Origin of the sequence: uncultured Rummeliibacillus sp. (genome assembly GCF_934216135.1) — a bacterium.
In the GTDB taxonomy this organism is placed as follows: Bacteria; Bacillota; Bacilli; order Bacillales_A; family Planococcaceae; genus Rummeliibacillus.
Genome location: NZ_CAKQBI010000008.1, coordinates 81,853 through 103,748, shown reverse-complemented (window position 1 = coordinate 103,748; position 21,896 = coordinate 81,853). Strand labels below are relative to the sequence as shown.

The following is a 21,896-nucleotide window of genomic DNA, read 5'->3' as shown; positions in this document are numbered from 1 at the left end:
ATAAAAATACTTGTGGTGTTGTAGAAAAATCTACAACATTTTTTGTTTTAGCGTTGAAGATTAAACCTATACTTACATAGAATATATAAATTAAAAAGGCAACATTACAGAGCAAAAAACGTCTTAAATTAACAAATTGAATTTTTAGTGGATTAGGTAGGGTGGTTATCTTTGAAAAAAATTATTTATTCAATAATAGCGTTATGTGCTGTGGTCGTTTTTGTGTATATGAACCAGTATTGGCTTAAAGTGACAAAATATTCGATTGTAGCTCAAAAATTACCGAATGCTATGAATGGATTACGAATAGTTCAAATTTCTGATTTACACTATGCTACATTTGGTTATAAACAAAAGAAGCTAATCCAAAGAGTAAAGAAAGAAAAACCGGACCTTATTTTTATTACAGGTGATTTAGTGGATCGCTATCATTATGATTTAAACCAAAGTCTGGAAGCTATGAAGGGGTTTGTTGATATTGCACCCGTGTATTATGTAACTGGCAATCATGAAGAAGCGCTTAATATTAAAGGCGTCTTAGCAGAAAAATTATCTCAGCTAGGTATTCATGTGTTATTTAATAGCAATAATTATTTTGAAAAAAACGGTGCAGTTATACAAATAGTTGGAATTAATGACCCGTTAAGTGGAGAAAACGCAGAAGAAATGCTTTATAAATCTATGAAAAATGATGGAACATATAAAGTATTACTTGCACATCGCCCAGAAGATTATCAAGCTTATGAAAAAAGTGGGATCGATTTAACGTTCAATGGACACGAACACGGTGGTATTATACGAATTCCGGGAATAGGAGGAGTGATTGACCACAACTTCAACCTCTTTCCATCATCGCATATTGATGGAGTTGAGAAATTGGGAAACTTAACCCAAGTAATAAGTCGAGGATTAGGTAATAGTGGATTCACTTTCCGCATATTTAATCGACCTGAAATCGTAGTGGCGGAACTGAACAAATCTCGAGAAGAAATAAAGTCATCGGAAAATAAATAAATCTCGAGAATAAGGAAATAAACACTTTGAAAAAAGAAATAAATCACAGCGAAGAAACAAACTTCCCCAAGAATCCATCATATAAAAATCATAAAATCATTCGTGAATACAAGTTTTTGATTTCTTCGCTTGTTGGCTCAATTTAATGGTAATTATGGAAGCTACCACAACACCAGTTATCAAACAATGATACATATCTTTAAAAATCAATCCAAATATAACCCCGATAATTACGCCCATAACAATAATAGATACACGATCTCTTTGTGACATTTTTTAATCCTCCATCTTATTTAAAAGTAGATTTACTTTGTGAAGAGCGAATTGCAGGTCACGACGATCTTCTTCGTTTAATTTGCTTAGGTTTTCACTGAACTTTTGATAAATTGCCTTCCATTTTTCTTCTTGAGTCTTTGTTCCTTTTGCTGAAAGAGAGATGAGGATGGCACGTTTGTCTTTTTTATCAGTTTCTTTTATCAAGTAACCAGTTGATACTAACTCACTTATGATGTTTGTTAGTTGTTGTTTGGCTACATTTAATCCGGAACTAATCTCTTTCAGGTTCAATGACTTTTGTTGCATATAGATATACTCAATGACATGGTTTTGCATATGAGTTAATTCAGATGCTCCTTTGTTTAGTTCGCTAAAGCTTTCAAATAAGTTAGGTATCAGTGCAATATATTCTTTTGCTATTTCTTGATTCAATATAAATTGCCTCCTTTTAGTAAATATATTATTACTAATAAAGTTCAATTTCAATAATAATATTAAAAAAAGTAAAAATATATTTACTAATAGTTAAAAATAATCGACATAAGTTCTAAAATCTCTCCAATTTTCTTAAAATATTTGTAAGGGGGGAAGTGATTGCTCGTTGATGGGGTGTTTTCAGGTGGTGGAATTAAGGGGTTTGCATTTGTCGGTGCACTTCAAGTATTAGAAGATCGAGGCATTTATTTTGAGCGAGTTGCCGGAACGAGTGCGGGAGCAATTTTGGCCTGTTTTATTGCGGCTGGATATTCGGCAGATGAAATTGAAAAATTGCTTGATGAGCTAGATGTAGCTACTTTTTTAGATTCACCAATGGCTTTTAGCTCTATACCATTTATGAGATGGATTAACCTTTATTTTCGTATGGGATTGTATCAAGGAAAAGAGTTGGAAAAATGGTTTTATGAAAAACTAGCTGATAAAGATGTCTATACATTTGATGATTTGCCAGAAGGGGCATTAAAATTGATAGCATCTGATTTAACGAATGGTAAAATGATTGTCTTGCCAGATGATTTAGAAGAATATGGGGTTAATCCTGGATCATTTTTGATATCGCGAGCTTTAAGGATGAGTTGTGGCGTTCCGTTTTTCTTCCAACCTGTGAAGATGAGAGTTTCAGGAGGGGAGTCCATCGTTGTAGATGGTGGTGTATTAAGTAATTTTCCAATTTGGTTATTTGATGATGAAAACAAACGGAAAGGTCGGCCAATGCTGGGATTAAAACTAAGTAGCGCAAAGGAACATATGGAACCTCATAAGATTAAGAATGGACTTAATTTATTTGAAGCGCTCTTTAGCACGATGAAGGATGCACATGATGAGCGATATATTTCCAGAGTGCATGAAAAGAGTATTATTTTTATTCCGGTTGAAAAATATAGTGCCACAAAATTTGATTTGAATGAGGAGACAAAACTTCAATTAATGGAGATTGGAAGAAATCGCACACTTCAATTTTTGGAAAGTTGGAAGGATTCACCTTCTTAATGCTAAAAAAATGAATATTCAATATGTTCCATTTTTTCTTGATAACTATCAAAAAATAGTCAATAAATAATAAAATTCTTCCAAAGCTAATATAGCTATATAATCCTTTGAAATTAAGTGGTAATATAAGAACTAAGAACTATAATATATTTCGAAAGGTGATACTAATGAATTATGAAAATGTTTCGTAAACTAACATTTCAACTAGGTACAATCATTGCTGGAATCATAATTGTAATGATGTTAATCACTTCAATTGCAACATATAAAACAGCTTATGATAAGCTTTATGATGCTGCAGGAGTTGAAGCTTATGGTTGTGCAAATATTACTACGGGTTTATTGAATTCTATTGATATTGACAATGCATTGTCAGGAGATCAAGCGGCAAAGGATAAAATCAGTGACCAAATCAAGTGGACTGTAAATCATAAAGATATTTTTGAAACGCAATATATATTAGATCTTAATGGAAAAATATTAGCATTAGATGAACATCTTAAAGCGAAAGGCTTTTCAACTGGAGACTCATTCCACGTTGATAAGGATGCTATCGAATGTTGCTGAAGATGAAACATTCAACATATTCTCAACCATATACATATGGCGGTTTAAAACGTATTTCTGGATATGCGCCAATTTATAAAGATCATGATCCAAATAAAGAAATCGTAGCTATTAGCGTTATTGATTTTGATGCAAATATTGTTAAAACAAGAACATGGGATGTGGTGAAAAAAGGAATCTTAGTAAGCATTATTCCAATGCTATTAGCTACAATTATCACATTCATGTTAATTCGCAGAAAAACAAATCCTATTTCAAAATTGATAGAGCAAGCTAAACAAATTGCAGAAGGTAATCTTGCAGTCCAAAAAGTAAAAATTAAAAGTAAAGATGAAATAGGCGATTTAGCTAATATACTCAATAAAATGACAAATAATTTACAACAAATGGTTTCGACTATGCAGAAAACATCACATCAGTTAACATCTAATGCAAATTCAACGACGACTTCATTGAACGAAATGAGTAGTGCTGTACAAATTGTTTCTAACAATATAGAAGAAGTGTCTGTGTCTGTTTCTGAGGGCGCTAATCATACAGAAAAAGCAGCTAACATGTTGATGTCACTTGCAAATGATTTCAAAGATATGAAAGAACAAGCTGATGAAACTGTAGAAAAATCTAATAAGACAATGGAAATTGCATTAACTGGGGAAGAAAGAGCAAAAGAAATTAAAGTAGACATGGAACTTATTCAGAAGGGATCAAAAGAAGTAAGTGATACAATTCAAAATTTAGTTGAGTCGGCAAAAAAAATTCAAAACATCACGACTTCTATTTCAGAAATTGCAGATCAAACTAACCTACTAGCTCTGAATGCTTCCATTGAAGCAGCAAGAGCAGGGGAGCACGGTAAAGGATTTGCAGTCGTTGCAGAAGAAGTACGTAAACTCGCAGAACAATCAAATGGAGAAGTTCTAAAGGTAAATAACCTTGTGAAAGATATTATGAATCACATACAACATGTCCTTATATCAGCTGAAGATAATACAAAGTATATTGAAAAAGGATCGGAGACTGTTCAACATACGGTGCATGCACTGAACGATATTTCGATGTCTGTCGCAGAAACAGTAAAAGAAATTACTACAATTTCAGATCTAATGACTGCAGAGACAAGCAAAGCTGACCAAGTTGGAGAATCACTTGATGAATTTACAAATACTATCAAAAACATCGAAAATACTATTATCGATATTTCAGCAGCTGCAGAGCAAACAACAGCAGGGATTGATGACGTATCGCATCGTTCTGAGAAAACAAATAGAATGGCTGTGGAACTAGAAAATAATGTCCAAAACTTTCAATTAAAAGAATAAAAAATAGCACCTCCATTTGTAAGAGTATATTCTAACAAATGAAGGTGCTATACTAATTTGTTTAAACTTTTTTCCCCATAATGATCAAATCTCTTTTTACTCCATCTAACTCAGCAACTTCTGGTAAATGGGCCCATTTTTCAAATTGAAAATCAACAAAAAGATGTAAACTTGCATCATTGTGGGCAAATATAAATCCTAATAAATTTTGAATTTTTAAACTTGGACATGCATCTATTGCATGTTTTAATGTAAGTTTGCCAATTCCTTTTCCTCTAAATTTTTCATCTAGATAAATACTTAACTCCGCAGTTGAATCATATGCAGGTCGTCCATAAAATGATTGGAAACTTATCCATCCACAAATCTCGCCTTCATATTCGACGACCCACAAAGGTCTCTTTGATGGATTATGCTCATTAAACCATGGTGTACGCTCTTCAATCGAAACAGGTTCAGTATCTGCTGTCACCATTCTACTTGCAACAGTTGAGTTATAAATCGCAACTATTGTTGGTAAATCTTCGATGTTTGCATCTCTAAAAGTTACTTTTTCTATCATGAAAATTTCCCCTTACTAAATAAGATGACCTACTAGTTTTTGTAGATTTGAAATAATTGATACACAGTGGAGATTAAAAAGTGAAGCTCCGCTTTAATGTTAATAATTTTAGCACTTTATTTTGATAATATGAATCATAATTTTAAGAGAAGTTAAGTATTCTACGGTTCTGCCGATTGAAGAAGTGTTAGTTAAATAAGAAAAGTAAAAAAGCCATTGTATACAATCGAGAACACAGAAAAAGTGAAAATAATGAATATTTATATTCATATTCTTTTTCGATGAACTTGATAATGTAAGCATGGCTTTTTTGAGTTATTTTCTTTTCTTCCCAATCTCTTTTGATAGATTTTGTTTTTTCTTTTCCTTTTCAAATTCGATTAGCACATTAATCGTTTGCTCGGATATTTTGATAATATCAATAACTGTACCTTTTCGGCCCTTAATCTTAATAGGATCATTGACTAACGGTAATGTTTCTCGTAATTGACTTAAAACAACGGTTTTCTTTTCATAAAAATGAACATTATACATCTTCTACTATCCCCTTATAGAACAATTTATTTTGTTCATTTTATGAAAAGAGGAGAAATATAGAACAATTTTTTAGTAGTTTAGTCAATTTTATAAATACTTTACTTATAATATACTATATGTTCAATATGCCGCTCCAGATGGCGCTTTCCGCGGGCGAGCGTTGAGCCTCCTCGCTTTCCGCAGGAGTCGCCATCTTCCGCTATTAGACAATAATCTAATAGAAATAGCACAAATAATCCCCTCATTCAATTTCCATGTTTTATATCAAAACTTCGAATTATGAAATTGACTCAGTTTAGTAAATTCTATTTTGAAGAGATATGAACTAATATATGATTTTTGTTTAAGATTTTCAATAATCCGTATCCCATTATCGCCCCTGTGAAAGAACTAATTGCAAATGCAGGGACTAAACCAAATAAACTTGCTTTTTGTCCTAAAAGTAATATAGCAATTGGATAAGTGGCTACGGCTCCAATAATACCTGTGCCAATGACTTCTCCTATTCCAGCAAATGCTATTTTTTGGGTTTTCGCAAATAGGAAAGAAGCGAGAAATGCACCAATCATGCTACCTGGATAAGCAAACACAGTTCCAGTTCCAAGTAGTAATCTAAGGGTAGAAGTTATGAAAGCTTGCAATACTGCATACCAGGGTCCCAGAAGTACGGCGGATAATATATTGGCAAAGTGCTGTATAGGAAATACTTTCACAAAGCCTAAAGGAATGTAAATAATATTACTCGATATGGTTGTAATGGCAGCAATAATAGCGGTATAGGTTAGTTTTCTCGAATTGTTCATGGTATTCACCCCTTATTTAGCAATTATATTTTCCATAATTTCTTCAGGTTTCACGTGGCTTTTAATAACGTCCTTTTTATACAGCCACTTTTCAGCTTGTTCCCAACTTTCTTTTTCTTGATAGCCAAATGGTACGCCATCATCCTCCATAAGTGGTAAAAGGATTTCTAAACTTTTGGTTTCAACATCTTTATCTAGTGGGAAACTATCATTTTCGTGATCTAGTAACACTTGAAGACTCTCTTTTGGACTTTGCTTAACAATTTCTTGGCCTTTAGTAACGGCTTTCCAAAATCTCTCGATATCATCTCTTTTATGGTTTAAAGTGTTTTGACCTGTTACGATGACTAATTCATAATTGTCAGGTACACCAAAATCGCTTGTTTTAATGGCTTTCATATCATATCCTTCTTTGTTTAATAAGACATATTCATGATTGATGTAACCGCCAATAATAGCATCCACATGATTAGTTGCAACAGAAGAGATTAAATCCCAACCTACATCTGTCATTTTCACTTTACTAAAATCGCCTCCATCTGCTTCGACCATAGACTTAAGTGTCGCTTCGCTTAATTCACTAGAAGAATAGCCTACATTTTTCCCCTCTAAATCTTTAGGTGAATCAATACCAGAAGATTTTTTCATCATTAAACGGTCGAGTGGATGTCTAACGAGTGATGCAATAGAGACAATCGGGATTCCTTCAGATTTTGATAAAATTGCTTGATTTTGATAGCTGATTGCCAAATCTACTTTTCCCGTAGCTGCAAGTTTCAGAGGATCATTTGTATCTGCAGGCATTTCAATTTTTACATTTAAACCTTCATCTTTGAAATAACCTTTCTCTTTTGCTACATAAATGGCAGAATGGACTGCATTTGGATACCAATCTAGCATGATACTAATATTATCTAGTTTTTTGCCATTTTCTGTGGAAGCTTGATTATTTCCATTACAACCTGTTAAAAATACGATTAAGAAAAGTACAATTGCAATATTCATCCACTTCTTCATGTTTAACATCTCCTATTAATTTAGTTGGCTTTGCTCCATTTATTTGTAACTCTTTTTTCTATCCATGACGCTAATGCAAATAATAGAATACCTACAATGGTTAATACTGTGATAGCTGCAAAGACGCCTTCGGCATTTAAGTTTCCTGACATTCTTCTGCTATAATAGCCTAACCCTTCACTTGCACCGAGCCATTCTCCAATAGTGGCTCCAACAAGGGCAAAAACAATGGCCATTTTAAAGCCTGAGAAAAAGGAAGGCAGTGCCATTGGGATTTGTAACTTTTGAAAAATTTGAAATCGGTTTGCGCCCATCGAACGTAGCATTTCGATATATTCTTTATCACAGGACTTCAAACCGTCATAAGTTCCCACAACAATAGGGAAGAAACAGATTAAGAAAGTGACAGCCACCTTGCTCCAGATGGTATATCCAAACCACAGTACAAAGATTGGGGAAAGTGCAATAATAGGTATCATTTGTGAGATCACCACTGCTGGATAGACAATCTTTTCAATAGTTTTTGAGAAAAACATGATAACTGCAATAAGTATGCCCCCAATGACAGCGATAGAAAATCCAATAAAAAATTCTAACATTGTGGCACTTAAATGCTCGATTAAAAGTGGTTGCCAATTCGCAAAAATCATTGATACAACCCCAGTTGGTGCTGGTATGATAAAACTTGGAACAATTTTAGACCGTACAAGCCATTCAACAATAGCAAGTACAATGATTGAAAATCCGATAAATAAACTATAGGTTTGTAGAAAATTTTTGAGTGCTTTCATTTGCAATTTTCTTCTCCAATTCTTGACGTAGTGTTACGATTTCTTCAGAAAAAAGCATTTCCGATTTTCGTGGACGTGGCAAGGGTATTAAAATTTCTTCTATCCGTTGATCTGGATGTAATAACAAAATCCGATCACTAACAAAAATGGCTTCTTCTAAATCATGTGTGATAAAAACAATCGTTTTGTTTAAATCTTGCCAAATGGATAATAACCAAGATTGCATTTCCTTTTTTGTCAATGCATCAAGGGCTCCAAAGGGTTCGTCGAGTAAAAGCACATCTTTTCCTGTTAATAGGGCACGTAAAAAAGCTACACGTTGTCGCATACCTCCAGAAAGTTGTTTTGGTAGTGCGTGCTCGTATTCACTAAGGCCTACTCTTTGTAACCAAACCCTCGCTTCATCCTTCGATATATGTAAATCCTTTTGAATTTCAGACGCAATTAAAATATTATCGAGAATCGTACGCCAAGGAAGTAGTAAATCCTTTTGTGGCATATAGCCAACATCACCTAAAGAAATCTCTAGATCATCAATGCGGATTTCACCTTCGTCGGGTTGAAGAAGACCCGTCATTAATCTTAAAATGGTACTTTTCCCAGTCCCGCTTCTACCTACAATAGAGATGAATTCTCCCTTTTTTATCTCCATATTCAGTTTTGAAATTACTTGATTTTTTTGTTTGTCCTTGTTGCTATAGCTATAAGAAATATTTTTTAACTTAAGTGTCATTTTTTCTCCCTCCTAAAACAAAATAAAAACTGCTTCCTATAAAGAAAGCAGTTTCGGTAAAACATTAAATAACATGTCTCATAAACTACTTTCCTCCGCTAGTGCAAACTAGATCAGGTTCAAAGGGTACAATCTCAGCCAATTGGCGCCCCTAGTAGAATCAATAATATTTAATTGTTGTTTCGTACAAATAAAAAAACCACTCAATAGGAGAGTGGGTTAAATAACAAGAATCATTACTTATATAACTCACTTCCCTCCGCTAGCGTAAACTAGATCAGGTTCAAAGGGTTTAGAACACCGGTGTTCAGTCTCAGTCCGTCCTCGGACACCCCTAGTGCTATTCAGTTTCCTTATATAGCTTATCACGTACAAAAATTTATGCAAGACTTTTCATTATTAAGATAATCTGGATAAAAAATATAATTTGAGGACATTTTTGACAATTGTAAAGTTTGAAGCATATACTATATTCAAACGGATGTTTGACTGAGGTGGATGATTTGAGTAAAGATGCTCAGAAAACGAATTCAGATAGTTGTGAAGTATTTTGTTACAACGAAGAAAAAGTAACGAAGATAAAACAGCAAATAGAAGAAGTGAATGGTGTTGAATTGCTATTTAAGGCATTAGCCGATTCAACAAGGTTAAAAATTGCATATGCTTTAACTTTAGAAAAGGAATTATGTGTATGCGATGTAGCAAATATCATTGGTTCTTCAACTGCAACTGCTTCGCACCATTTACGATTATTAAGAAATATGGGATTAGCGAAATTTCGAAAACAAGGAAAGCTCGCCTTTTATTCATTAGCAGATGAACACGTACACCAACTAGTATCAATTGCAATGATTCATACAAATGAAGGAAAAGAATAAAGAGGGTGAATAACAAATGGACGAAGGAAAGGCAAAAGTAAAACGTGAACTCATATTAGAAGGATTAGATTGTGCCAACTGTGCTCAAAAAATTGAGAATGGTGTTAAAACAATAGATGGGATTTCAAATTGCTCAGTGAACTTTGTAACAAAGTCACTTTTAATGGAAACAGATGAAAAACAAGTAGAAGATGTTGTAGCTGAAGCAAAGAAGAAAGTCAAAACTCTAGAACCTGATATTACAATACTAGAAAAAAATAATCCGAGTATTATGAGAACTTTATATTTGAATGGATTGGATTGTGCCAATTGTGCAGCGAAGATTGAGACTGAAGTAGGAAAACTTGAAGGAGTCACTCATTCTTCTGTTGACTTTGTAACCAAAAAATTGCAAATTAAAGCTTCAAATCCAGATCAAATGGAAGACTTGGAGAAAAAAGCAACGGAAATTATAAAAAAAATAGAACCAGATGTAAATGTTGTATCCGAGATACATAATAGCGGAAATAAACAACATAATCATGATGATCATGCGAGTAGTACTACGAAAAAAATGGTGACTCGCTTATCCATTGGTGCTATATTGGCTGCAATTGGTATGTTTGCTCCGCTATCCAATATCGGAGAGTTAAGTTTGTTCATCATTGGTTACCTCATTATCGGTGGAGATATCGTACTAAGGGCTGTTAAAAATATTTTTAGAGGGCAAGTTTTCGATGAACATTTTTTAATGACATTAGCAACAATTGGTGCATTTGCAGTTGGGCAGTATCCTGAAGGTGTAGCAGTTATGCTGTTCTATCAAATTGGTGAACTGTTCCAAGGAATCGCTGTTAATCGTTCACGCAAATCGATTAGTGCATTGATGGATATTCGACCTGATTCTGCAAATGTTAAACGTGGGAATAATGTGCTAAAAGTTTCTCCAGAAGATGTAAAAGAAGGAGATATAATCATTATTAAACCTGGTGAAAAAGTGCCTTTAGATGGAGTAATTACTGAAGGTCATTCGATGGTTGATACGTCTGCCTTAACAGGAGAATCTGTACCACGTGAAGTTGAAGTTGGAAATGAAGTACTAAGTGGATTTATCAATAAAAACGGTCTTCTAACAGTAGAAGTGACAAAAGACTTTGGCGAATCAACTGTTTCAAAAATTTTAGAATTAGTTCAAAATGCAAGCAGTCGTAAGGCTCCTACAGAGAACTTTATTACAAAATTTGCCCGCTATTATACACCAGTCGTTGTGATTGTAGCTACTATTCTTGCTATTATTCCACCATTGCTAATAACTGGTGCAACTTTTTCAGATTGGATTTACCGTGCATTAATTTTTTTAGTTATTTCTTGTCCATGTGCACTTGTCGTTTCGATTCCTCTTGGATTCTTTGGAGGAATAGGTGCTGCTTCGAAAAAAGGAGTCCTTGTTAAAGGAAGTAATTATTTAGAAGCGTTAAATGATGTCAAATATGTAGTGATGGACAAAACAGGTACGCTTACAAAAGGTGTGTTTGCGGTGAATAGTATACTTCCGACTTCCACATGGACGAAAGATGAACTATTAGAATTCGCTGCTATTGCCGAAGTATATTCAAACCATCCAATTGCTCAATCTATTCTCGATGCATACGGTAAAAATGTCGATAAACAATTATTAAAAGACTATAAAGAAATCCCGGGACATGGGATTCAAGTTATGATCAATGGAAAAGAAATATTAGTTGGCAATGCAAAATTTATGAAAAAAGAGCAAATTTCATATCCGCAAATAACTGAAGTTGGTACCATTGTTCATGTTGCTATCGACAAAAAATATGCAGGAGCCATTAGTATTTCAGATGAAGTTAAAGAAGATTCCGCGCATGCCATTCGCTTATTAAAAGAACTAGGCATTAAGAAGACAGTTATGCTAACCGGAGATTCTAAAATTGTGGGAGAATCGGTTGGAAAACAACTTGGAATTGATGAAGTATATGCAGAGTTGCTACCTCAACATAAAGTGGAAAAAATTGAAAAAATAGATGTTCAAAAACTACCAAAAGAAAAAATTGCATTTGTTGGTGATGGTATTAATGATACACCTGTATTAGCACGTGCAGATGTTGGTATTGCTATGGGCGGATTAGGATCTGACGCTGCCATCGAAGCAGCAGATATAGTCATCATGACAGACGAGCCATCTAAAATTGCAGAGGCAATTAGCATAGCAAAGAATACTCGCAAAATCGTATGGCAAAACATATGGTTTGCTTTAGGTATCAAAGCTGTTTTTCTTTTATTAGGTGCATTTGGTATTGCTACAATGTGGGAAGCTGTTTTTTCAGATGTTGGTGTAACTTTACTTGCTGTTTTAAATGCAATGAGAGTGTTGCGCGTCAACTAGTGATTACAAATATTTTGAAAGTATAAAGCTGAAAAGAAAATCCAAACTAATACTGTAATTCAAAATAGTATTAGGAGGGTATTATATGCCAGACAAATTAATTCCAAGATCGCATGGTAATTTTGGTAATTCTGAAGAATTTGGGTTAGAATATAATCCGGAAAATAAACAGAACGATAATAAGATTAAAATCACAAAAAAACTTTTCGGATCAAAACAGAAAAAAATAGATAAATCAGAAGAAATAGCACGCCAAAATTTAGAGTAGCTAAATGGGGCAATTAGAATGTGGAATAACATTTTAATTGCCTTTTTTCATTCAAAGACATTCAGATAATAAAATGACACCATAATCATGGTGTCATTAATATATATCATTTATCAACTTTGTCATTTGATTGTTTGTTGATATTAGCTATGGCGTTTTCTCTCCATTCAGCCGCAAATTCTGCTTTATAGTTATCAGGGCTATTACGTGGATCATTTGTGGTTCTTGTATCTTTAGCATCTTTAAAATTGCTGTTATGATTCTTTTTGTTTTTAGGTTTATACCCATTTTGTTTAGGCATGGAATTTCACCTCCCAAATATAATTTGTTCAAATCATTATTTTTTATCCTCTCATATCAACGCATAAAAACAGCAAAGCTAGTCAAACTAATGCTGCAATACTAAAATGATCTTATGTAGGAGGACTAGAAAATGGCAAAACCTGATGACAGATCAAATAATGTGGAGCGATTAAAAACAGCAGTTCAAAATACGAAAGAAAATATTGAAAAAGCTGAGTTCAGTGCAGAATTCGCTGGACCAAACGAAGCCCAAAAAATAAAAGAGAAAAACAAACGTCGTAAACATGCAATCGAAGGCATGAAAGAAGAAATTCAAGACGAAGCTGCAGCTCGAAAAAACGGATATCAATAATTAAAAGAGGGGGTTGTCCTATAATTATAAAATTATGGGACAGCCCTTTCTTTCTATAAATTACTTAAGGTGCTTTTCAGACACGACCTTATAGCAGTTTTAACATACGAATCGTCCGTATAAACTGAACAAAGAAAAACAAACTAATATAGATAAAACAAGAGGAGGTTCGCAAATGTCGGATAATCATCGTCCCGAATCAAACGATAGATCCAATAGTGGTTTAAGAATTCAAAGTATGATTGAAAATACAAAGAAAAATATCGCTGAAGCTGAGATGGCAATGGAATTTGCAGGTGAGGAAGAACTAGAACATCTTCAAGAAAAAAATCAACGCCGTAAACGAGAAATTCAAATAAAAGAAAAAGAAAAAGCAGATAAAGCAGCAGAAAAAGCATGGAGAGATAGTTTTAAATAAATAAACAAAGAACCGCTATATTTAATTATATATGGCGGTTTTTGTTAATTATTGGGGGATTCATTCCATTTTCTTTAATTGTAAATTAAAGTAAAAATATTATTTTAATGTTTATGTAGTATTATTATTGTATTATTAAATGTATTAGGAAATTAAATAGAGGAGGTGCCTTAGTTTGCGTCAAAGAAAAAAATCAAACAAACCATATGAAAAGCTTATATTTCGTATGAATGTTCTTTTCTTTTCAATTTTCATCTTATTTTCCATGCTGATTTTGCGTTTAGGTTATTTGCAAATTGTAAAGGGAAAAGACTATGTAAGAGAGGTTAAAAAAACTGAAGAGGTAACAGTAAATACAAATGTACCACGTGGTCGTATTTATGATCGGTCAGGCCGTATTTTAGTAGACAATAAGCCCAAAAATGCTATTACATATATAAAACTCCCAACAACATCGACTACAGAAATGCATAAAACAGCAATTAAATTATCCAGTTATATTAAAATGGATACTTCCAAAATAGCATTACGTGATAAGCAAAATTATTGGATTTTACTACATAAGAAATTAGCCTATAAAAAAGTCACAAAAAAAGAAAAGGATGTTATCGAAAAAAATGAAAAACTAACTTCTTCTAAAAAACAAGCAAAGATCGATCAATTAGTTCGTGAACGTATTACTGAAGATGAACTAAAAAGTTTAACGAAAAAGGACTTACAGGTATTAGCTATATATAGCAAAATGGTAGCGGGTTACAATTTAACACCTCAAATTATTAAAAGTGATAATGTGACACATAAGGAATTTGCAGTTGTTTCAGAGCATTTATTTGAATTACCAAATGTCAACACATCTACAGACTGGGTACGAGTAAAAAAATCAAAGTTAAGTATTCTGGGTTCAACGACTACACCAGTAGAAGGAATTCCTAAAGAAAAATTAGATTACTATTTAGCTAGAAATTATTCGATGAATGATCGAGTGGGGAAAAGTTATTTTGAAGAAGAATATGAAGAACTATTGCAGGGGAAAAAGGCCGTTATAAAAAGTAAAACAAATAAATCTGGACAAGTAATGGGCACAAATACAATATTTGAAGGAACCCCAGGAAATGATTTAGTTTTAACAGTTAATAGTGAGTTACAGTTAAAAATGGAAAACGTCGTTGAAAAACAACTACTTGAAGCAAAATTTAAAGGAGGATCGAGTTTACTCGACCGAGCATTTCTAGTTATGATGAATCCAAACACTGGTGAAGTTTTGTCTATGGTTGGAAAAAAACTTGACCGTGATCAAAATGGTCATGTAAAGGTAAGTGATTATGCAATTGGAACATACACTTCTGCTTATGAAGTTGGTTCTGTTGTAAAACCTGCAACATTGTTAACGGGCTACTCTCTTGGTGCCATTAAACCAAATCAAGTGTTATTAGATACACCGATTAATATTGCTGGAACTATCAAAAAATCGATTTTTAATACTTCTGGTTCAATTTATTTAGATGACTTAACAGCATTGGAACGATCATCAAATGTTTATATGTTCCAAACAGCCTTTAAAATTGCTGGTGTCAATTACGTACCTGGTGCTGGATTACGTATTGATGGCAATAATTTTACAAAAGTTCGAAATTCCTTTGCGCAGTTTGGTTTAGGGGTCGAAACAGGTATTGACTTACCAGGTGAAACCACAGGTGTTAAAGGAACGGAAACAATATCAGGTAAGTTTTTAGACTTAGTAATTGGCCAATATGATACTTTTACTCCTCTACAATTAGCACAATATGTTTCGACTATTGCAAATGGAGGAAAGAGAATACAGCCACATGTATTAAAAGAAATTCGTGAACCTTCTAAAGACGGTAAAACACTAGGAAATATTATTGAAGAAAAAAATCCAAAGGTTTTAAATATCATAGAAAATCCACAAGAAGAAATAGAACATGTAAAAAAGGGGATGCATAGAGTTTATTATGGTAATCAAGGCTCTGCTGCATTTAACTTTAAAGATACTAATTTTGATGCTGCTGGAAAAACAGGTACTGCAGAAGTGGTATACTATGGACCAGAAAAATCATTATATGGTACAAAAACCTTAACAATCACTCATATAGGTTTTGCACCATACAACAATCCAAAAATTGCGTATGCAGTTGTTATTCCATGGGTTACAACATCTGGCTCAATTTCAACTTACACGAATAATATCATTGCAAGACAGGCTATTGAAGAATATTTTAAATTACAAAAGAAAAATATGAAGAATAATGATCATCCCGTTGGTAAAAAAGTTCAAAAATTCAAATCAGATTCAGAAGATGATTAGGAAGTGGACTTTCAATGACAGTGGTCGTTTCAAAAGAAAAAGTGCAATCAAGTCAATTTGCACTTTTTTTACGTTTAGAACCCGCTGCGGATATCTTTTCAGTCGAAGAAGTCGCTTTTATTCACTTCAACTAGTAGTTTGAAAAGCAGCATTTCAGACTGCATGTGATACGTATTGTTATGAGGTGCTATGTATAGTTTGAATGTTGAATAGATGATAAGATAGGAATATCTATAGAATTCAGTTAGTTTTGGTAGAAAGGAGCGGGAGTACATGGATCTAAAAGTAACCCACAAAATGATAAAAGATATGTGCGGTACCGTTGCTTTCAAAAGGGGAGACTCTTTTAATCGTTCAAAAAAGGTCATCTTGAATCATTATAGTGAAGATTATTGTGAAGCTACAGTAAATGGAACTGAGGATTTTCATGTTACGATTGAAAAGGATTCAATAGGGAAACTAAAGACTACTTGTAGTTGTCCTAAGTTGATGAACTTTCAAAAAAGTTGTCAGCATGTTGCGGCTGTATTATTAGCAATACAAGATCTACAACAACTCGGAATATCTCCTAATAATCTACATGATAAAAATAGAGAGATTACTGAAGATTTCATGAAAATCTTTGAACACAAATCAAAAAGAACTAGTGGACATCAATTACATTTTGAAAATAGAGAAATACTGGATGTAGCATTTACATTAAAACCAATTGCACGCCAAACAAATCAGCATTTATTTGGCATTAAATTAAATATAAACAACCTTAAAGTAAAGAATATAAGAGCGTTTCTTCAAGATGTAAAACTAGGGAAAACGAGTGATTTATCTGCAGATTTTCAATATGACTCTACGATTCATTGCTTTGAAAATAACACGGATGAAGTGATACAGCTTCTCATTGCATTAGTGGAAGATGAAAAAAGTCAATTGAATCCATTAGAGAGTATAAGTGAGGAAATATTATTAATACCGCCATCCAATTGGGACAGGCTTCTAAAACGATTGGAGGTAGTTTCAACAACTTTAGAAAATAACAGAGAGCCTTTTAAATTATTAAATGGTCCGTTACCTTTACATTTTACAGTAGAAGAAGTAGCAGAAAAGGAAAATGATTACCAATTAACGATTACAGGTATTGAGCAGATGATCGTTATGGAATCTTATGGATGTATTATTTGGGGAGAAAATATATATAAATTGGATGAAAAAGATTTTGCAAGGGTATGTGAACTTAAGAACATGCTTCCTCATAGGGATGCAAATTATATTTCAATTCCAAATAACCAAGTTGATATTTTTTTCAATAAGATTGTACCTGGTTTGAAAAAAATTGGTATGGTCGAATTGAATAGAAAAATAACGCAGAAAATGATGAAACAGCCTTTGATTGCTAAGCTTTACTTAGATCGTATTCATAATCGTCTACTAGCAGGGGTGGAATTTCAATATGAAAATGTCATTATTCAACCATTAGAAAGCAGAGATATTCCTATAGGACCTATGATTATTAGGGATTTAGACAAAGAAGAGGAAATACTTCAACTCATGGACGAAAGTGGCTTTACGAAAACAGAAGGCGGCTATTATATGCAAAATGAGGAGCTGGAGTATAAGTTTTTGTATCATGTTGTCCCTAAACTTCATCAATTGGTACAAATCTATGCAACAACTGCTGTTCGGAACCGAATCGTGACGAATCATTTTCCAACTATTCGTATTAAGCATAAAAAGGATCGGATGAATTGGTTAGAATTTAAGTTTGAGATGAAAGGTATTGCTGATGACCAAATTCGAGAGATTTTAGCAGCACTTGAAGTTAAAAAGAAATATTTTCGTCTTCAAAATGGTACATTACTATCACTTGAAACAAAAGAAATGGAGGAATTACAAAACTTTCTAGATGAAGTACCAAAGCAAGATGACGGTTATGAAACAAGTCTTGATATGCCGATCTCGCAGGGACTTCAATTTTTAGATAGGATGGATAGTGAAATCTTCACGGTTGAAGAATCATTTCGTCATTTTCTGAATCAGTTAATAGACCCAAGTTCACTAGATATTGTTGTGCCTAAAAGTTTAAATCCAATATTAAGAGACTATCAAAAAACAGGGTATAAGTGGTTAAAAATACTCGCAACTTATGGGTTTGGCGGGGTATTAGCAGATGATATGGGGCTAGGGAAAACGATACAAAGTATTACATATATTGTTTCAGAACTTTCAGCGATAAGAAGTCAAAAACTCCCTGTACTCATCGTTTGTCCTTCCTCTTTAACCTACAATTGGTTACACGAACTCATTAAATTTGCACCTGAAGTAGAAGCAGTAGTGATAGATGGAAATAAACTAGAACGAGAGAATTTACAAAAGGATACAGAAGAGATGGATGTCCTAATTACATCCTATCCATTACTTAGACAAGATATAAAGTGGTATGAAGATCAACAATTTCATACGGTTTTCTTTGATGAGGCACAGGCATTTAAAAATCCAGTCACACAAACTGCTCGAACCGTTCAAAGATTACAGGCAAATAATCGTTTTGGACTGACTGGAACACCTATTGAAAATTCTCTTGAAGAACTTTGGTCCATTTACCATGTTGTCTTTCCTCAGCTTTTCCAAGGATTAAGAGATTTTAGCTATTTGCCTAAGAAAGCAGTTGCCAGAAGGGTAAGACCTTTTTTACTTCGTAGGATAAAAGAAGACGTGTTAGAAGAGTTGCCTAAAAAAGTGGAGTCACTCGAATCATCAGAGCTATTACCGGAGCAAAAACAGCTTTATGCAGCTTATTTAGCAAAGCTTCGCCATAAAACGTTAAAGCACCTTGATCAAGACACGATTCGAAAAAATCGAATAAAAATTCTAGCCGGGCTTACTAGATTAAGGCAAATTTGTTGTCATCCGGCCTTATTTGTGGAAGGTTACAAAGGAAGTTCAGCAAAATACGAACAGTTGCTGAAAATTATCGAAGAATCCAAACATTCCGGTAGAAGAGTATTGATATTCTCCCAATTCACAAAAATGCTTGAGCTAATCGGAAAGGAACTTACGATGAGAGGATATACGTATTTCTATCTTGATGGACAAACGTCTGCCCAAAAAAGAGTAGAGATATGTGATCGATTTAATGATGGGGAACGAGATTTGTTTCTAATTTCCTTAAAAGCAGGAGGTACTGGATTAAACCTATCGAGTGCAGATACAGTTATATTGTATGATCTCTGGTGGAATCCTGCAGTTGAAGAACAAGCTTCAGACCGTGCTCATCGGTTTGGACAAAAAAATGAGGTACAAGTTATTAAGCTTATAGCACGTGGTACAATCGAAGAAAAGATGAATGAGCTTCAAGAAAAAAAGAAGGAGCTTATTGATGATATTGTCAATTCAACGGAAAATTCACCAACCGGTTTAACAGAAGATGATATTCGAGATATATTACAGATTTAATCAGAAAGAAGTAGGGGAATTCTAGGAATTTGAAAAAGTATTTTGCAATTGCGAGTATGATAACGGCTCATTCGTTATCATACTCGCTTTTTTACTTTAATCCATTGTAAATGTATAAATTTGTTGAACAATGTCGAATTTTATTGAAAATCAGAAAATTTTTATGTATGATAAAAAAGTACTAATTATAGTTTTATTATTAATAGGTCTAGATAGATAAATGATGAGTTCATAGACCTAAATAGATAAAAGGAAAGATAAATAATAGTAAGATCTATTTTTTGATTAATATTCTATAAATTTTTCGGAATTTTACGATATTTATATGTAGTAATCATCCGTGAAAATAGAGAATGCCTAAAGGACGCTCAAATTTTTCAATTATTAGATTATGAAAAAGGAGGATTGTGAGTGAAATGAAAAAAAACTTACAACATATTGGAAGTTTGAAGACTAGATTAATGATTTCTTTTTTGCTTGTTTTAGTTATTCCTTCCATGATCATTGGATTCCAAGCGTATTCAACTGCCAAAAAAGCAGTGAAACATGAAATGTTAGATGGTTTTGATAGAACAACAAATGTGTTGAATGACACGATTAATAAAACCGTACAGTCTAAAATAGATGATGTAGCGTATTTTGCACAGAATATTAATGTAGATACTCTCAAAAAAGATGAAAGTCAGAAGCTTGGACAACGATTCGATGAGTATGCAAAGTTACATCCAGAAGTTTTAAGTATATATGTAGGCGATGAAAAAGGTGGCATCATTAGTAAACCAGCAAATACAATGCCTCCTGCTGGATATGATCCTCGAGATAGAGATTGGTATAAGGATGCAATGGAAACACAAGGGAAGGTTACGATATCAGAGCCCTATCAAGATGCCAGTACAAAAAACTGGTGTATTACACTTGCTCAATCGGTTAAAGACGGTTCAGGCGTTGTAGCTGTCGATATATATTTAAGCCATTTAGAAGACTTAATAGGTAAAGTAAAACTTGGTGATACAGGGTATGCATTTCTATTAGACAAAAATAGAAAGTATATCTCACATCCTACTATTAAAGGTGGAAGTGTCGCAAAAGAAGCATATTTTGATAATGTATATAAAAAAGAACAAGGAACTTTGAATTATGTATTGAAAGGTAAAGAAAACGTATTAGTATATACGACAAATAAATTAACAGGATGGAAATTAGCAGGAACAGTTCCGAAATCAGAAATTAGTAAAGAGGCATCGCCCATTTTTTCTAAGACGGTTTTAGTCCTTATCCTTTCTTTAATCATTGGTGCAATAGCTGTATATTTTATTATCAAATCGATTTTAAAACCAATTAAAAGACTAAAAGAAAATGCGGTAACAATTAGTAAAGGTGACTTATCTGAGGAAATAATTGTTAATAATTATGATGAGATTGGCCAATTAGGACAAGCTTTTAAAGATATGCAAAAAAGTCTTATTGGTCTAGTGAAGGAAGTAGACCAAAGCGCTGAACAAGTTGCTGCTTCTGCAGAAGAACTAACTGCCAGTACAGAACAGACAAGCGCTGTGACACACCAAGTTGCAACAGCTATCCAAGAAGTTTCGATAAATGCAGAAAAACAAACAACAGGTGTTAGTAAAAATGCAGAGTCTATCCAACAAGTATCAGAAGGTGTCACTCTAATTGCTGAGAATTCGATGAAAGTCTCAGAACTAGCAAATTTAACAACGACACAAGCGGAAGAAGGAGGAAAAGCTGTTACAAATACTGTAAATCAAATGAATTCAATTCAACAATCTGTTTCAGAATCAAATGTAATGATTAAATCTTTAAATGATCGCTCTAAAGAAGTAAGCACTATCTTAAATGTCATTACAGATATTGCAGATCAAACAAATTTACTTGCTTTGAATGCAGCCATTGAAGCGGCGAGAGCTGGTGAACATGGTAAAGGCTTTGCAGTTGTTGCGGAGGAAGTTAGAAAATTAGCTGAACAATCCCAAACATCCGCTAAAGAAATATATGAAATCGTTCAAAAAATTCAAGAAGAAACAAATAATTCAGTTCAAATAATGGAAAAAGTCACTAATGATGTTCAAACTGGCGTTCAAGTATCAACAGGGGCTATCGATAAATTTAAACAAATACTTAGCAGTGCACAAGAAATGACACCTCAGTTGGAAGGCGTTTCTGGAATCGCTCAACAAATGTCTGCGTCATTGCAAGAGGTTACTGCAACTGCACAAGAATTAACAAATATTGCAACAGAGAACTCAGCAACCGCAGAAGAAGTTGCTGCATCAACTGAAGAAGAGTTAGCCTCTATGGAGGAAATTGCTTCATCAGCACAATCACTTACAAATTTAGCAGAAACATTACACAAAGCGGTTTCTAAATTTAACTATTAAGATTCACTTTGAACA

Annotated in this window: 21 protein-coding genes and 2 riboswitches; of the genes, 12 read left to right on the top strand and 9 right to left on the bottom strand. The window is 33.6% G+C overall.

Annotated elements, in window-relative coordinates; genetic code table 11:
* Positions 1-228: 228 nt before the first annotated feature.
* Positions 229-1,014, top strand: a complete 786-nt coding sequence (locus Q0977_RS07510; protein WP_119415190.1) for a metallophosphoesterase — start codon at positions 229-231, stop codon at positions 1,012-1,014.
* A 96-nt stretch (positions 1,015-1,110) separates the two neighbouring features.
* Here the strand turns inward: Q0977_RS07510 and Q0977_RS07505 are convergent, their stop codons facing one another.
* Both Q0977_RS07505 and Q0977_RS07500 read right to left on the bottom strand, forming a co-directional pair.
* A complete protein-coding gene (locus Q0977_RS07505) occupies positions 1,111-1,287 on the bottom strand; it encodes a hypothetical protein (protein WP_164489620.1) in 177 nt (58 codons plus the stop codon).
* 3 nt (positions 1,288-1,290) lie between these two features.
* Positions 1,291-1,722, bottom strand: coding sequence for a MarR family winged helix-turn-helix transcriptional regulator (locus Q0977_RS07500; RefSeq protein WP_119415183.1), 432 nt, complete (start codon positions 1,720-1,722; stop codon positions 1,291-1,293).
* A gap of 162 nt (positions 1,723-1,884) precedes the next feature.
* On the opposite strand from Q0977_RS07500, the gene Q0977_RS07495 reads away from it, so the two are divergent.
* The 3 genes from Q0977_RS07495 to Q0977_RS07485 all read left to right on the top strand — a co-directional run bounded on the left by Q0977_RS07495 (position 1,885) and on the right by Q0977_RS07485 (position 4,664).
* On the top strand, positions 1,885-2,778 hold the full coding sequence (locus Q0977_RS07495; protein WP_119415182.1) for a patatin-like phospholipase family protein: 894 nt from the start codon (positions 1,885-1,887) through the stop codon (positions 2,776-2,778).
* Positions 2,779-2,952: 174 nt separating this feature from the next.
* Complete coding sequence (locus Q0977_RS07490) at positions 2,953-3,345, top strand: hypothetical protein (RefSeq protein ID WP_299512166.1); 393 nt, start codon at positions 2,953-2,955, stop codon at positions 3,343-3,345.
* Positions 3,346-3,347: 2 nt separating this feature from the next.
* Entirely contained in the window at positions 3,348-4,664 is a 1,317-nt protein-coding gene (locus tag Q0977_RS07485; protein ID WP_299512163.1) for a methyl-accepting chemotaxis protein, read from the top strand.
* Positions 4,665-4,725: 61 nt separating this feature from the next.
* On the opposite strand, the gene Q0977_RS07480 is transcribed toward Q0977_RS07485, so the two are convergent.
* From Q0977_RS07480 to Q0977_RS07455, 6 genes are all read right to left on the bottom strand, one after another.
* The gene (locus tag Q0977_RS07480) at positions 4,726-5,226 is read right to left on the bottom strand and encodes a GNAT family N-acetyltransferase (RefSeq protein WP_119415180.1); all 501 of its coding nucleotides are present in this window, start codon (positions 5,224-5,226) and stop codon (positions 4,726-4,728) included.
* A 315-nt stretch (positions 5,227-5,541) separates the two neighbouring features.
* A complete protein-coding gene (locus Q0977_RS07475; protein WP_119415179.1) occupies positions 5,542-5,760 on the bottom strand; it encodes a hypothetical protein in 219 nt (72 codons plus the stop codon).
* A 308-nt stretch (positions 5,761-6,068) separates the two neighbouring features.
* A complete protein-coding gene (gene thiW / locus Q0977_RS07470) occupies positions 6,069-6,566 on the bottom strand; it encodes an energy coupling factor transporter S component ThiW (RefSeq protein WP_119415178.1) in 498 nt (165 codons plus the stop codon).
* Between the two features lie 12 nt (positions 6,567-6,578).
* Positions 6,579-7,583: an ABC transporter substrate-binding protein gene (locus tag Q0977_RS07465; RefSeq protein ID WP_119415177.1), complete on the bottom strand. Its 1,005-nt coding sequence runs from the start codon at positions 7,581-7,583 to the stop codon at positions 6,579-6,581.
* Positions 7,584-7,603: 20 nt separating this feature from the next.
* Positions 7,604-8,374 carry an ABC transporter permease gene (locus Q0977_RS07460; protein ID WP_119415189.1) on the bottom strand — a complete coding sequence of 257 codons (771 nt, stop codon included), beginning with the start codon at positions 8,372-8,374 and terminating at the stop codon, positions 7,604-7,606.
* A complete protein-coding gene (locus Q0977_RS07455; protein ID WP_299512155.1) occupies positions 8,340-9,107 on the bottom strand; it encodes an ABC transporter ATP-binding protein in 768 nt (255 codons plus the stop codon). Before Q0977_RS07455 ends, Q0977_RS07460 begins: the two co-directional genes overlap by 35 nt.
* A 73-nt stretch (positions 9,108-9,180) precedes the next feature.
* Positions 9,181-9,270, bottom strand: a riboswitch (TPP riboswitch).
* Between the two features lie 74 nt (positions 9,271-9,344).
* A riboswitch (TPP riboswitch) is annotated at positions 9,345-9,453 on the bottom strand.
* A 157-nt stretch (positions 9,454-9,610) separates the two neighbouring features.
* On the opposite strand from Q0977_RS07455, the gene Q0977_RS07450 reads away from it, so the two are divergent.
* The 3 genes from Q0977_RS07450 to Q0977_RS07440 all read left to right on the top strand — a co-directional run bounded on the left by Q0977_RS07450 (position 9,611) and on the right by Q0977_RS07440 (position 12,636).
* Entirely contained in the window at positions 9,611-9,985 is a 375-nt protein-coding gene (locus tag Q0977_RS07450) for a metalloregulator ArsR/SmtB family transcription factor (protein WP_119415175.1), read from the top strand.
* 16 nt (positions 9,986-10,001) lie between these two features.
* Positions 10,002-12,368 (top strand): heavy metal translocating P-type ATPase, encoded by a 2,367-nt coding sequence (locus Q0977_RS07445; RefSeq protein WP_299512152.1) that lies wholly within the window; start codon positions 10,002-10,004, stop codon positions 12,366-12,368.
* Between the two features lie 85 nt (positions 12,369-12,453).
* Positions 12,454-12,636, top strand: coding sequence for a hypothetical protein (locus tag Q0977_RS07440; protein ID WP_119415173.1), 183 nt, complete (start codon positions 12,454-12,456; stop codon positions 12,634-12,636).
* A gap of 106 nt (positions 12,637-12,742) precedes the next feature.
* On the opposite strand, the gene Q0977_RS07435 is transcribed toward Q0977_RS07440, so the two are convergent.
* Positions 12,743-12,937 carry a hypothetical protein gene (locus tag Q0977_RS07435; protein ID WP_119415172.1) on the bottom strand — a complete coding sequence of 65 codons (195 nt, stop codon included), beginning with the start codon at positions 12,935-12,937 and terminating at the stop codon, positions 12,743-12,745.
* Between the two features lie 132 nt (positions 12,938-13,069).
* Between Q0977_RS07435 and tlp the strand changes: the two genes are divergently transcribed.
* The 5 genes from tlp to Q0977_RS07410 all read left to right on the top strand — a co-directional run bounded on the left by tlp (position 13,070) and on the right by Q0977_RS07410 (position 21,881).
* The gene (tlp, locus tag Q0977_RS07430) at positions 13,070-13,291 is read left to right on the top strand and encodes a small acid-soluble spore protein Tlp (protein WP_119415171.1); all 222 of its coding nucleotides are present in this window, start codon (positions 13,070-13,072) and stop codon (positions 13,289-13,291) included.
* A gap of 175 nt (positions 13,292-13,466) precedes the next feature.
* The gene (locus tag Q0977_RS07425; protein WP_299512147.1) at positions 13,467-13,709 is read left to right on the top strand and encodes a small acid-soluble spore protein Tlp; all 243 of its coding nucleotides are present in this window, start codon (positions 13,467-13,469) and stop codon (positions 13,707-13,709) included.
* A gap of 175 nt (positions 13,710-13,884) precedes the next feature.
* The gene (locus tag Q0977_RS07420) at positions 13,885-16,035 is read left to right on the top strand and encodes a penicillin-binding protein 2 (protein ID WP_299512144.1); all 2,151 of its coding nucleotides are present in this window, start codon (positions 13,885-13,887) and stop codon (positions 16,033-16,035) included.
* Between the two features lie 273 nt (positions 16,036-16,308).
* Entirely contained in the window at positions 16,309-19,485 is a 3,177-nt protein-coding gene (locus Q0977_RS07415) for a DEAD/DEAH box helicase (RefSeq protein WP_299512141.1), read from the top strand.
* Positions 19,486-19,901: 416 nt separating this feature from the next.
* On the top strand, positions 19,902-21,881 hold the full coding sequence (locus tag Q0977_RS07410) for a methyl-accepting chemotaxis protein (RefSeq protein ID WP_124218469.1): 1,980 nt from the start codon (positions 19,902-19,904) through the stop codon (positions 21,879-21,881).
* Positions 21,882-21,896: the final 15 nt, after the last annotated feature.